8 protein-coding genes are annotated in these 12,666 nt (G+C 68.6%); 3 read left to right on the forward strand and 5 right to left on the reverse strand.

Annotated elements, in window-relative coordinates; genetic code table 11:
• Positions 1–2: 2 nt before the first annotated feature.
• Together cydB and CRT60_RS19240 are read left to right on the forward strand one after the other, a co-directional pair.
• Positions 3–1,022 (forward strand): cytochrome d ubiquinol oxidase subunit II, encoded by a 1,020-nt coding sequence (gene cydB, locus CRT60_RS19235; RefSeq protein WP_098738158.1) that lies wholly within the window; start codon positions 3–5, stop codon positions 1,020–1,022.
• A 57-nt stretch (positions 1,023–1,079) separates the two neighbouring features.
• Positions 1,080–1,751, forward strand: a complete 672-nt coding sequence (locus CRT60_RS19240) for a hypothetical protein (RefSeq protein WP_098738159.1) — start codon at positions 1,080–1,082, stop codon at positions 1,749–1,751.
• A gap of 233 nt (positions 1,752–1,984) precedes the next feature.
• On the opposite strand, the gene CRT60_RS19245 is transcribed toward CRT60_RS19240, so the two are convergent.
• The 3 genes from CRT60_RS19245 to CRT60_RS19255 all read right to left on the reverse strand — a co-directional run bounded on the left by CRT60_RS19245 (position 1,985) and on the right by CRT60_RS19255 (position 6,227).
• Positions 1,985–4,273 carry an FdhF/YdeP family oxidoreductase gene (locus tag CRT60_RS19245; protein ID WP_098738160.1) on the reverse strand — a complete coding sequence of 763 codons (2,289 nt, stop codon included), beginning with the start codon at positions 4,271–4,273 and terminating at the stop codon, positions 1,985–1,987.
• Positions 4,274–4,387: 114 nt separating this feature from the next.
• Entirely contained in the window at positions 4,388–4,639 is a 252-nt protein-coding gene (locus CRT60_RS19250) for a hypothetical protein (RefSeq protein WP_098738161.1), read from the reverse strand.
• A gap of 40 nt (positions 4,640–4,679) precedes the next feature.
• Positions 4,680–6,227: a hypothetical protein gene (locus CRT60_RS19255; RefSeq protein ID WP_098738162.1), complete on the reverse strand. Its 1,548-nt coding sequence runs from the start codon at positions 6,225–6,227 to the stop codon at positions 4,680–4,682.
• Between the two features lie 272 nt (positions 6,228–6,499).
• Between CRT60_RS19255 and CRT60_RS19260 the strand changes: the two genes are divergently transcribed.
• Complete coding sequence (locus CRT60_RS19260) at positions 6,500–6,763, forward strand: hypothetical protein (RefSeq protein ID WP_244592620.1); 264 nt, start codon at positions 6,500–6,502, stop codon at positions 6,761–6,763.
• 236 nt (positions 6,764–6,999) lie between these two features.
• Here the strand turns inward: CRT60_RS19260 and CRT60_RS19265 are convergent, their stop codons facing one another.
• Complete coding sequence (locus CRT60_RS19265; protein WP_098738163.1) at positions 7,000–8,322, reverse strand: HlyD family type I secretion periplasmic adaptor subunit; 1,323 nt, start codon at positions 8,320–8,322, stop codon at positions 7,000–7,002.
• Between the two features lie 50 nt (positions 8,323–8,372).
• The gene (locus CRT60_RS19270; protein WP_244592621.1) at positions 8,373–12,503 is read right to left on the reverse strand and encodes a peptidase domain-containing ABC transporter; all 4,131 of its coding nucleotides are present in this window, start codon (positions 12,501–12,503) and stop codon (positions 8,373–8,375) included.
• Positions 12,504–12,666 lie beyond the last annotated feature (163 nt).

A 12,666-nucleotide genomic window follows, 5' to 3' on the forward strand; every position in this document is an offset into this window, starting at 1 on the left:
CCATGCAGGAAATTGCGGAAGGAAGCCTGCTGACCCTGATCTGGGTCGGGATCGTCGGCTTCGCGGTGTTCATGTATGTGCTGATGGACGGATTCGACCTCGGCATCGGCATCCTCTACCCCTTCGCGCCGACGGAGGAGGACCGCGACACCATGATGAACACGGTGGCGCCGGTCTGGGACTTCAACGAGACCTGGCTGGTGCTGGGCGGGGCGGGCCTGTTCGCCGCCTTCCCCATCGCCTATGCGGTGGTCCTGCCGGCGATGTACCTGCCGCTGCTGGTCATGCTGATCGCCCTGATCTTCCGCGGCGTCGCCTTCGAATTCCGCTTCAAGGCGCGGGCGGGCCGGCACTGGTGGAACCGCTCCTTCTTCCTCGGGTCGCTGCTGGCCACCTTCGCGCAGGGCGTCGTGCTCGGCTCCTTCATCCAGGGCATTCCGGTGTATGAGCGGCAGTTCGTCGGCGGCATGCTGCACTGGCTCTCCCCCTTCGCCCTGTTCTGCGGCGCGGCCCTGGTGGTCGGCTATGCGCTGCTGGGGGCGACCTGGCTGATCTGGCGGACCGTCGGGCCGTTGCAGGACTGGTGCTTCCGCATGGCGCGGCTGCTGATGCTGGTGGTTCTCGCCGGCGTGGCGGTGGTCAGCCTGTGGACGCCCTTCCTGCTGCCGCAGATCGCCCTGCGCTGGTTCTCGCTGCCCAACCTGTTCTTCCTGGCACCGGTGCCCATCGTCACCGCGGTGCTGGCCTTCGCCCTGTGGCGGGCCATCGACAACAGCCGGGAGGTGGCGCCCTTCGTGCTGTCGATGGCGCTGTTCGCCCTGTCCTACCTCGGCCTTGCCATCAGCCTGTGGCCGCATCTGATTCCGCCCGGCGTCACCGTGTGGGAGGCGGCGGCCCCGCCCAAGACGCAGGTGTTCCTGCTGGTCGGCATGGCCTTCCTGATCCCGTCGATCCTCGGCTACACCGCCTATTCCTACTGGGTCTTCCGCGGAAAGGTGACGGGGGCCTTCGGATACCATTGAGCGGAGAGGGCGCCCCGGCATAAAAAGGGCGCCTTCGGACGGGAAGAGGGATCCGCCATGGACAACGACATCAGCTTCGCCGAGGCCATGCTGCGCCGTGGCGCCGGCCTGCTGGACGCGGAAGCGGGCGAGGCGGGAACCGACCCCTTCGCCGTGCTGGCCCGCCTGCTGGCCGCCGCCGCCGCGACCGACGCGCCTTTGGTAGTGCTGAGCGAGGGCGGCAGCCACCCCGCTCTGTTCGACGAGGCCAACCGCCGCGCGGGCGAGCCGCTGGCCGCCCGCCTCGCCGGCCTCGCCGCCACCCGCCAGGGCGAGCGCGCCACGATGTACGAGTTCGACGGCACCGGCCCGCTGACCGGCAACCGCGTCGTCGCCGCCCTGCTGCGGCCGGAGGAGCGGCCCGACCTGCTGCATGTCTACGTCGCCGTCGGCCGCCTGCGCGGCGGCGAGGCGCAGATCACCGTGCCGCCCGCCCTGCTGCGCTTCGACGCCGCAGCACTGGGCCAGACGCTGGGGCTGCTGGGCGATGCCGTGTCGCGCAGCCCGAATGCCGCCACGGCGGCGCTGGCCCATGCCGCCGCCATCCTGCCGATGGAGGGCCATGAGCAGGGCGGCATGCCGGCTTCCCTGCTGGACCTCTATTGGCATGCGCTGACGCTGGCGTCGGTGCGCGCCGCCGGCGGCGCTGCCGGTGGATTGGCCGGGATGACGCCGGAGGGGAATGCGTAGGGGGCAGGTGCAGGGAAATCTATAACATCCTGCGACCGAAGGCACTTTGCCTCATCCCGGCCGAGGCGCTACGGCATTGACGGATCTTACGGGTCATGGCGGCAATGGAATCATCGTCCTCGACGAGACCGGCACGACGACGACGATGACCCGGCTGCGTCGCCGGGCCCGGTGTGGCCGACGGCTCAATCCCGCCCCGGGTTGACAGACCGGGAGAGGGCGTATTCTCAGCCCTACGCCACGATCCGCACCGGCACGCCCTTCGCCGCCGGCGTCTTCGACGCTTCATCGTGATACCAGAGCGGAATCAACGGGTTCATCTCCGGATAATAGGCCCCGAGGCAGCCGCGCGGCAGGTGGAAGGGTGTCACCGTCAGGCCGCCCACCCGGCGAGCGACGTCGTCGCCGGCGTCGCTCGCCAGTGCCACCACCTGGCCCTCCCGCAAACCGGCGGCGGCGATGTCCAGCGGGTTCATCAGCAGCACGTCGCGGGTGCCCTCGATCCCGCGCAGGCGGTCGGAATAGCCGTAGATCGTCGTGTTGAACTGGTCGTTCGACCGCATGGTCATCAGACGCCAGCGCCCCGGCGCGTCCTCGAAGCCGATGGCGCGCAGACGGCCCGGCGGGGTGAAGTGGGCCTTGCCGGAGTCCGTCTTCCAGATCCGTTCGCGCGCCGGGTTGCCGCGGTAGAAGCCGCCGGGGGTGAAGACCCGCTCGTTGAAATGGTGGAACTGGTCGGGATAGGTCGCCTCGATCAGGGTACGGATGCGGCGGTAATCGGCCACCCACGCGTCCCAGGTCACCTTCGGATTCGGCGGCAGGGTCGCCTTCGCCATGCCGGCGACGATGGCGGCTTCCGATTTCAGATGGGGGCTGGCCGGCGTGTTGTTGCCGAGCGAACCGTGGATGCAGCTCAGGCTGTCCTCCATCGTCACCGCCTGCGCGCCGCTTTCCTGCACATCTTCTTCCGACCGGCCCAGGCAGGGCAGCAGATAGGCGACCTCGCCGTTGATCAGGTGGCTGCGGTTCAGCTTGGTCGCCACCTGCACGGTCAGGCGCAGGCGGGTCCAGGCCGACTCCATCCGCTCGCGCTCGGGGATGGCGCGGACGAAGTTGCCGCCGAGCCCGATGAAGGCCTTCACCTCGCCCGACAGGATCTTCTCGCACGCCTTGACGGTGTTCAGCCCCTCTTTGCGCGGCGGCTCGAAGCCGTACTGTTCGGCCAGCCGGTCGAGCGGCACCAGCTCCGGCTTTTCTGAGATGCCGACGGTGCGCTGACCCTGGACGTTGGAATGGCCGCGCACCGGCGAGATGCCGGCGCCGTCGCGGCCGATGTTGCCCTTCAGCAGCCACAGATTGACCAGCGCCCCCAGCGTCTCCGATCCGCGCACCTGCTGGGTCAGGCCCATGCCGTACATGGCGATGGAGCGTTCCGCCTCGATGTAGATGTCGGCGGCCTCCTTCAGATCCGCGCGGGTCAGGCCGGACTCCTCCTCGATCTCGTCCCAGCCGATGGCGTCGACCCGCGCCTTCATCTCATTGAGGCCGGCGGTGTGCTGGGCGATGAAGTCGTGATCGAGGACGTGCCTGTCGTCCGCCTTCCGTTCCTCCTCGGCCGCCAGCACATGCTTGATCATGCCGGTGATGGCTGCGATGTCGCCGCCGGCCTTCACCTGGAAATAGAGGGTGGAGATTTGGGTGTCCTTGCCGGTCAGCATCTCCAGCGGGCTCTGCGGATTGCGGAAGCTTTCCAGACCCTTTTCCCGCACGGGGTTGAAGGTGACGATCTTCGCCCCGCGCTTCACCGCGTCCTGCAACGGGTGGAGCAGGCGGGGGCTGTTCGAGCCGGTGTTCTGGCCGAAAAAGAAGATGGCGTTGCAGCTCTCGAAATCGTCGAGCACGCAGGTGCCGACCGGTGAGCCGATCGTATTCTTGAGCCCGACGGAGGTCGTCTCGTGGCACATGTTGGAACTGTCGGGCAAATTGTTGTGCCCGTAGAGCCGCGCGAACAGCGCGTAGAGATAGGAGGTTTCCAGGCTGGCGCGGCCCGAGGCGTAAAACACCGCCTGCTCCGGATCGATGGCCCGCAGCTCCGCCCCGATGGCGGCGAAGGCCTCGTCCCAGCCGCAGGGCACATAGCGGTCGGCGGCGCGGTCGTAGCGCATCGGGTGGGTCAGTCGCCCCTGCTGCTCCAGATCGTAATCCTTCCAGCCCTTCAGCTCCGTGACGGTGTGCTGGGCGAAGAAGTCGGGGGTGCAGCGCCGGCTGGTCAGTTCCCAGATCGTCGCCTTGGCACCATTCTCGCAAAATTCGAAGGCTCGGGGCTTGGCCGGCTTGGCCCAGGCGCAGGACACGCACATGAAGCCGCCGGGCTTGTTCTGACGGCGCAGCGTGTCGAGCACGGCGGGGGGCGGCCGTTCTTCCCCCATGATGCGGGCCATCGACCCGACCGATCCCCAGCCGCCGGCCGGACCGTCGTAATGCGGGGTGTCCTTGTCGTCCGACAGTCCGTCGATGCTCATGGGGCGATACTCTGGCGGGTGGTCTTGCGACATTCGGGGGCAGGCTCCTGGGACCGGAACTTAGATTCCGAAAGGATCCAACCCGCGGAATGCGATCCGGTTCCCCCGGCCCGATCACCGCTTCTTCAGCGAACTGGTGTTCCGGATCTCCGGCCTGGACAGCACGGCGCGCAGAAGTTCGACGTTCTTGCGTGCCTCCCGCTTCCGGCTGTCCCAATTGGCGGCGATGAGGTCCTGGCCGCGTTCGCGGGCATGGTCGCCCAGGCGCTGGAACAGCTCCACCCGCTCCTCATGGGTCCGCAGGGCGACCCCCAGGGCCGTTTCCATCGCGTCGGCCTGCGCCGCCTCCATGCTGTCGGGGATCAAGCTGTCGTCCTGATCCGGGGTGCTCCGTAGCAGTGCCGATCTATTGCGGCGTCGGGCCGATGCCGCGCTGCTGGGCGGCATCCAGCAGGCTGACGAGTTCGCCCGACACCCACCAGCGGCAGCGGCGGCGCTCCTCTGTCGCGACGGTCACGACGCGCTCGATCAGCCTGCTTTCCCCGATGTTCAGCTCACGGCCGTCGCGCAGGGCCCGCTCGGCGATGCCCAGCAGGGTCTTGTCGATGGCCGTCACCTCGATGGGGTAGCCGGCTTCCTCCGCCAGTTCGCATAGGTCGGCCATGGCCGATAGCGCATCTTCCCGGCCATAGGCGCCGATCTGCCGGAACAGGGCAGCCAGATGCTCCCCAATCGCCGTCAGCCAGGGATTGGTCGAGGCGGCGATGCCGCGGCGCCGCAGCCGGTGGTTGAAGCCGTTGATGAAGCGCACCGGATCGATCAGCGGCCGGGCCGACATGCTGGCGTTCAGCGTCAGCAGCCGGTGGCTCAGCACCGGCACGACCTCCCCCTCGACCAGCCCGGTCGCCCGGCCGACGGCAGCCGAAACCGCCGCCCAATTGCGGCCGCCGCGCTCGACGCCAAAGCCCTGCAACGCGTCGTACCAGCGGAATGCGCGCTCCTGGAGGCGGTCCACCGTCTCGCCCGCCGTCAACTGCGGCGGGGCAGGGCGGCCGAGATGCAGATCCTCCAGCTTCTGGCGCAGGCATTGCCAGGCGAACTGCACATGGCCGACCGCCGCCTCCACCAATGCCGGGCTGGGCGACATGCCATGGAGCGCCAGCGCCTGATCGGGATCGCGCGACCCGTTGATCAGGGCCAGCGCATAGTGCATCGCGCCGTCGGGCGAGCCGTGCTCCGCCATCTCCGACACGGCGTGCAGCATGCCGATGGTGTCGCGCGGGCGGACCATGCCCTTCCATAGCGGCGCATGATCCAGCATGGAATCCAGCATCGCCAGATCGCCCATCGACAGCGGCGCCACGCCCGCTAGCCCGCGCTTGCGCAGCAGCGTCAGCCGCTCGGAGTTGGCGGTGGCCAGCAGCGGCCCGGCCCCGCCGCGCTGGCGCAGGACGGCCAGCGAGCGGACGCGAAGCTCTTCCGCCCAGTCCGCCGCGGCGGGGGAGGCGAGGACCCTGTCCAGCGGATGCTCGCTGGCACGGGCGGCGATGTCGGACTGCACCCGTCCGGCCAGTTCGCGCAGATGCGGCAGCAGCGCGAACCACCAGGCGCTGGCGTCGACCACATGCATGCAGCCGGGCGGCCGGCTTTCCGCCAGCATCAGCTGGTCGGTGCGCAGCATCACCGGATCGAACCAGCCGGTCCAGATGCGGCGCGCATGTTCGGTGCGCGGGCCGTTCAGCATGGCGACGATCAGCCGGCCGACCTCGACCGTCATCTGATCGTCTTCCAGATGCCCGGCCTGCACCAGTTCGAACAGCTTGGATTTCTGTGCCCGGTCCAGCGGAGCCAGAATCGCCTTCACCTTGTCCAGGCTGACGGCAGCCGGATCGGATTCGACCGCGCGGAGCGGAGCGGTCTGAAGGGAGGCGCTGCGGTTGGGGCGGCCGGCCATTGGCGTTCACGGGCGCTGCTGAATCGCGGCAATTTTAGGTACTGGTACGAATGATTGCTACTGGTATGTCGTGACATATTCTGTCGAGCTGTGTCGGAGCCGTTTCTTGCAGCACCTCCGCAACTTTTGGCCGACGGGCCGACACAATTGAAACGAGATGCATCAAATGCATTCAAAATTTATTTCATTTAAGCGCTAAATGGTCCCTTCACACACGTGTTCCGTACACCCATTATGGGGGCAGGCATCGCCTCCAGCATCAAGGCGCTTAAATGGTTCCGCAGCAGATCGCCGACACCGCTCCCAGGTTGTTCAAAGTCATGACCCAGGCCGACTCCCGCAAGGCTGAGAAGATCGGACCCGAGCAGGCGGCAGACGATTTCGTCGCCCATCTCGCCGCGGCCGGCCTGTCGGCCGAGGAACGGGCCGAGGCCTACGAGGCGGCGTTGAAGCAGCTGATGGGCCAACTGATCCGGCAGGAAGGCTGGCTCGCCGAGGAATTCACCGCCGTCGCCCGGTCGCTCGGCGCCTACTGACCCTTTACACCGTTCCGATGTCGGCCGCCCGTCCAGTCAGGACCGGCGGCTTTTTTGCGTTTGTAGGTGAAGCTCTGAATCTCCTTCTCCCGCCCCGGGAGAGGGAAGGGGCCCATGGCATCGCCATGGGAAGGGTGAGGGGTGATCCATGGATCGAAATCCATGTCCGGATCGCCCCTCACCCTCCCGCCTTTGGCGGGTCCCTCCCTCTCCCGGGGCGGGAGAGGGCATTATGTTCACCGCTCGTTGAAGCTGTCGGACAGGGCGAAATAGATCGGCTTCAGCAGATATTCCAGCAACGACCGCTCGCCGGTGGGCAGCTCCACCTGGGTGGTCATGCCGGGAAGAACCGGGTGCTGGATATCGTCGCGGCCGACATGATTGCGGCTGAGCGCCACCACCGCCTTGTAGTAGGGGCGGTGCTGCTCGTCCAGGAAGGTGGAGGCCGAGATGCGCAGCAGCTTGCCGGTGATGGCGCCATAGCGGGCGAAGTCGTAGGTCAGAACCTTGACCGTCGCCTCCTGCCCGACCTGGAGATGGCCGACGTCACGCGGGGTGACATGCGCCTCCACCGTCATTTCATGGTCGACCGGGACGACCTGCATCAGCACGCCGCCTTCCGGCACCACCGCGCCGATGGTGTTGATCCGCAGATCCTGCACCAGCCCGCGCACCGGCGACAGCACCGTCAGGCGCTGGGCACGGTCGTCAAGCTTGGCGCGGGCCTCGCGCAGCTGGGCAATCTCGGCGGTGACGGTGCCCATCTCGGTCACGGCGTCCTGCGACAGCTTGGCCGACTGGTCGAGGATGCGGTTGCCGGCCTCGGTGATCGCTTGGCCGGTGGCGATGATCTGACCCTCGATCCGCCGCTGTTCGCCCATCAGGCGCGACTGCTCGCGCTGGGTTTCCAGCGATTGCAGCTTCGACGACAGGCCCATCGATTCCAGCTTGTTGCGGATGTCGACCGATCCCGTGATGAAGGTGATCTGGTCCTTGATGTTGGCCAACTGCCCCTCATACAGCGCCAGTTCCGCCTCGCGTTGCGACACCTGAGCGCGCAGGACGGCGATGGCGGTGTCGCGGGCCTGGCGCTGGGTGTCGTAGATCAGGGTCTGATCGGCGACCTGCGACTCCGTCTGCGGCGTGTCGAGGCCGGCGACACGGGCGAAATCGGGGGCCCGCCCGGCGGCGAAGGCACGCAGCCGCTCCGCCCGCAGTTCCAGCGTCAGCAGGCGGGCGTTCATCTGCTCGCGCTCCGCCTGGACCTGCTTGGGATCGAAGGCGAGCAGCGGCCGGCCGGCCTCCACCAGATCGCCTTCCTTGACCAGGATGGACGACACGATGCCGCCCTCGAGATGCTGGACGACCTGGGCATTGCCGGACGGAACCACCTGCCCGGCGGTGACGACAGCCTCCTTGACCGGCATCAATGTGGCCCAGGTCAGCAGGGCCGCCATCAGCAGGACCAGCACGAGGATGGTGGCGCGGACCAGCGACAGCGTCGCATCGTCGGCGCTGAGCGATTTGCCGGTGGGGCGGGCGAGGTCTGAAGCGGCCATCTTGCGGATCACACGAACTGGAGGAAAGAGCGAAAGGCGTCAGCGCCCGATCAGCGTTGTGGCGTGGCGGCGACGCCGGGCGGGCGTTGCAGCCCGATCCCGCCCAGCAACGCCCCGGCGAGGCCGTTGGCGACGCTGTTGCCGCCACCCGGGCCGCCACCCGGGCCGCCATTGGGGCTGGTGCCGGGACCGACCGGACGGGGGCCGGGCAGGCCGCCGGCCGGGGCGGGGCCGATCATGCCGGCATCCATGGTCAGCACCGTGTCGGCCAGCGTCAGGTGGCCCGGCCGGTGGGTGACCAGGAAGATGGTGCTGTGGCCGCGCAGGGCGGCCAGCGCCGCGTGCAGCGCCTTGTCGCCCTCGAAGTCCAGCCGGCTCGCCGGCTCGTCCAGCAGCAGGATGCGCGGACGGCGGATGTAGGCGCGGGCCAGGCAGATCTTCTGGGTCAGGCTGGGCGACAGGCGCAGCGACTGGTTGTCGCCGATGCGGGTGTCCAGCCTGCGCGGCAGCGCCTCCACCTCGTCCAGCGCGCCGGCCAGCGACAGTGCCCAGCGCAGTTCGGCCTCGTCGGCGGTCTGGTCGGCGAAACGGAGGTTCTGCGCGATGGTGCCGTAGAACAGCGAGCTGGCCTGCGGCACATAGCCGATGGACTTGCGCAGATCGACCGGGTCCATCTGGCGGATGTCGACACCGTCGACCCGCACATTGCCGGCCTGCGGCGCGTAGAGCCCCAGCATCACCTTCAGCAGCGACGATTTGCCGGCGCCATCCGGCCCGACGATGGCGACGATCTGCCCCGGCTTGACGGTGAAGGTCACGCCGACCAGCGCCGGATCGGCATCGTTGCGGTAGCGCAGCGACACGCGGGAAAAGGAGACCTCGCCCTTCAGCCGGCGCGGCTGCAAGGTGGCGCAGCGCGGCTCGCGCTCCGGCCGGATGCTCATCAGGCCGTTGATCTGGCGGGCGTTGGCGCGCAGCTGCTCGATGCGCGGCAGCATCGACACGGCGGTCTGCAACGGCACCATCACCCGCCACAGCAGCATCATCGACGCCATCAACGCGCCCGGTGTCATCGTGCCGGCGAAGACCTGGAGGGCGCCGACGCCGACGGTGGCCAATCCCGCCACCGGCACCACCAGCCCGGCCAGTGCCGCATGGGTCGCCGACAGGTTGGCGGCGGTGTGGCCCGACCGGGCGGTGCGGGCCGACAGCCGGTCATAGCGGTCGCGCCAGTGGGCCAGCCCGCCGATGGCGCGCAGGGCCGGCATCTTGGCGACCATCTCGACGAAGAATTCCTGCCGTTCGGTGTCGGCCCGCGCGGTGGTGCCGGTGCGGGCGCGCACCAGCGGATGGACGGCGGCGCCGATGGCGGCGGTGACCAGCACGGCGGCCAGCGGGACCAGAGCCAGCGGCCCGCCCAGCACCGCCATCACGCCCAGATAGAACAGGGCGAAGGGCACGTCGAACAGCGCCGCCACCTGGCCCTGGCTGATGAAATCGCGGATCGACTCCAGGTCCTTCACCCGCGCGATCTGCGTGCCGATGGCCGCCCGTTCGCTCATCCCCACCGGCAGCATCAGGATGCGGTCGATGGTGGCGTTGCTGACGGTGCGGGCGATGCGCGACCCGGCATGGGCCAGCGCCCGGCCGCGGATCTGGCGCAGGGCGAAGTCGCCGGCGATGACCAGGAAGGCGCCGACGGCGATGGTCGCCAGCGTGTCGAACGACCCGGTGCCGATCACCTTGTCATAGATCGCCATGGTGAAGAGCGGGGCGGCGACCGACAGCAGGTTGATGACGGCGCTCAGCCCCAGCACCGCCCACAGCAGCGGGAAATAGGCGTGGATGACCGTGCCGACCCAGTTCTGGTTCCCGGCGCCGGAGGCGGCCTCCCGCGGCGTGAAGACGTAGGCCGTGCCCTTGCCGTAGTTCAGCGTCACCGTTTCGCGCGACTGGCCGCTGAAGGCGGTGACGCCGTCGGCATCGGCGGACAGCAGCGTGTAGATGCCGCCGTCGCGGGCGCGGAACAGGCAGGGCAGCAGCGACGATTCCGGCCGGCCGAGGTCGAAGCGCAGGCTGCGCCCCTCGAAATGCAGGCGCTGGAACACGTCGCACATCTCCTCCACCGTCTGCACCTCGGAGAAGTGGGGCAGGGCTTCGGCCAGCGTCTGCGGCGCGCCGCGCCAGCCCAGCGCGTCGAGCAGCGGCACCATGCAGGCGCCGACGGCCGATGCCTCGGCCAGCCGGCGGCGCAGGATGTCGCCATCGTCATGGGCGGCGCGGATCGGTTCCGCATCGATGCCGGCCTCGGCGTCCGGTTTCACGGCGCTGGAGACGGCAGCCAGCAGGGCCGGCTGTCCGCCGACAGCTTCGGCGGCCGGGTTGCGGGCCACCGCATGGCCGTCGACGATCTGCACCACCCGATCGGCCAGCGACAGCAGCGACGGGCGGCTGCTGACCAGCAGGATGGTGACGCTGCCGCGCAGCTCGTCGAGCGTGCGGCGGAACGCCTTGTCGGACTCGACGTCGAGCGACGAGTTCGGCTCGTCCAGCAGCAGGACGGCCGGCTCGCGGACCAGCGCGCGGGCAAGGCAGATCATCTGGCGGGCGCCACGCGGCAGCGCCTCCTGCGAGGCGTCGCCGACGATGGTCTCGTAGCCCTGCGGCAGGCTGGCGATGCGGCGGTCGAGGCCAAGGCGCCGGCAGACCTCCATCGCCAGATCGGCCCGGCTGGGGTCGAACAGCGTCAGGTTCTGCAGGATGGTGCCTTTGAACAGCTCCGGATGCTCGCCGACATAGACCACGCCGCCGATGCCGATCATGGCGTCGGCCCCGGTCAAGGTGCGCACGCCGACCCGGACCTCGCCGGACCGCGGCCGCAGCACGCCCAGGATCAGGCGCAGAAGCGTCGTCTTGCCCGAACTGTTGGTCGCCACCACGCCCAGGAACTCCCCCGGCCCGACGCTGAGCGACAGGCCGTTCAGGATCTCCGGCCCGCGGTCGTAGGCGAAGCTGACCTTGTCCATCTCGATGGAGCCGGGGGCCAGCGGCGTGGCGACCGCGCCGTCGGTCTCGGAACCTTCGTTCTTGTCCACCAGCGGTGCGGCGCCGTCGGATCCGACCTCCAGCAGGACATGGCCGATGCGGCGCAGGGCCAGCGATACCGACTGGTAGCGCACCCAGCGGTCGAACAGCGCCTGCACAGGCTGCACGCAGCGCCCGGCCAACATCGAGCAGGCGGTCAGCACGCCGGTGGTCATCGCCCCGTCGATAACCGACACGCTGCCCAGCAGAACCACCAGCATCATCGTCGCCTGCGCCAGCGTGCCGGCAACGACGGACGCGGTGCCGCTGAGGCGGGCGACGGTGAAGTCCTCCTCGCTGCAACCCTGTTGCAGGCGCTCGTGGCGGCGCAGCAGGCCGGCCTCGGCTCCCAGGCCCTTCACGGTGTGGACGCCGCCCAGCACCTCGCTGATGAAGTTCAGGCGCCGCTCCTCCAGCGTGTGGCGGCTTTCCAGCGCCCGGCGCATCCGCCGGCCCAGCACGGCGCCGACGATCAGGAAAAGCCCCAGCACCGCCACCGGGATCGCCGCCAGCCAGCCGGCCAGCAGGGCGATCAGGCCGAGGTAGAGAACGGCGAAGGGGATGTCGATGGCCGATTGCAGCGCCTGGCCCGAATAGAATTCCCGCACCAGCTTGATGGCGCGGTAGACCTCGAAATGGGTGCCGATGCCCTGCTGGGAAAAGGCGTTCAGCGGCATGTGCATCAGCCGGTCGATCAGCGACGCGCTCGACTGGTGCTCGATCCTTGCCCCCATCCAGGTGGTCAGCGCCGAACGCGCAACCCGCAGGATCGCCTCCATCACCGCCGCCGCCCCGCAGCCGATGCCGAGCAGAAGCATGGTGCCGTAGGATTCGTTCGGCAGGATGCGGTCGTAGACGTGCAGCAGCGTGACCGGCAGAGCCAGCCCGAAGATGTTCAGGGCGAAGGATGCGAGGATCAGCATCCCCCGGTCGCGGCGCGGGCCCAGCATGCCGGACAGCAGGCTCCGCGCAGCCTTCTCGGCAGCCCGGTTGCTGTCGGCCCGGTCCCGGCCGGCCGAAGCCTTGGCCGAGTCGGCGGACGGTGTGGTGCGGGACGTGGGCTGGGGGGCGGGCTGCAAGCGGGTCGACCTGTTCACGGAGTTAACCGGGCGCTAATCAACAGCATATTTGCTAGTGATAGGTAAATCCGCGAATAGCAACAAAAGGCAACCGAGTGACAAAGCGTGTTGCGCAGCACTCTTCGGAGCTTGCGCGAAGGCGGTAAAAACCCAACGGTTCCAAGGGATTTCGTTGCGTCCA

It is taken from the genome of Azospirillum palustre (assembly GCF_002573965.1).
GTDB lineage: Bacteria > Pseudomonadota > Alphaproteobacteria > Azospirillales > Azospirillaceae > Azospirillum > Azospirillum palustre.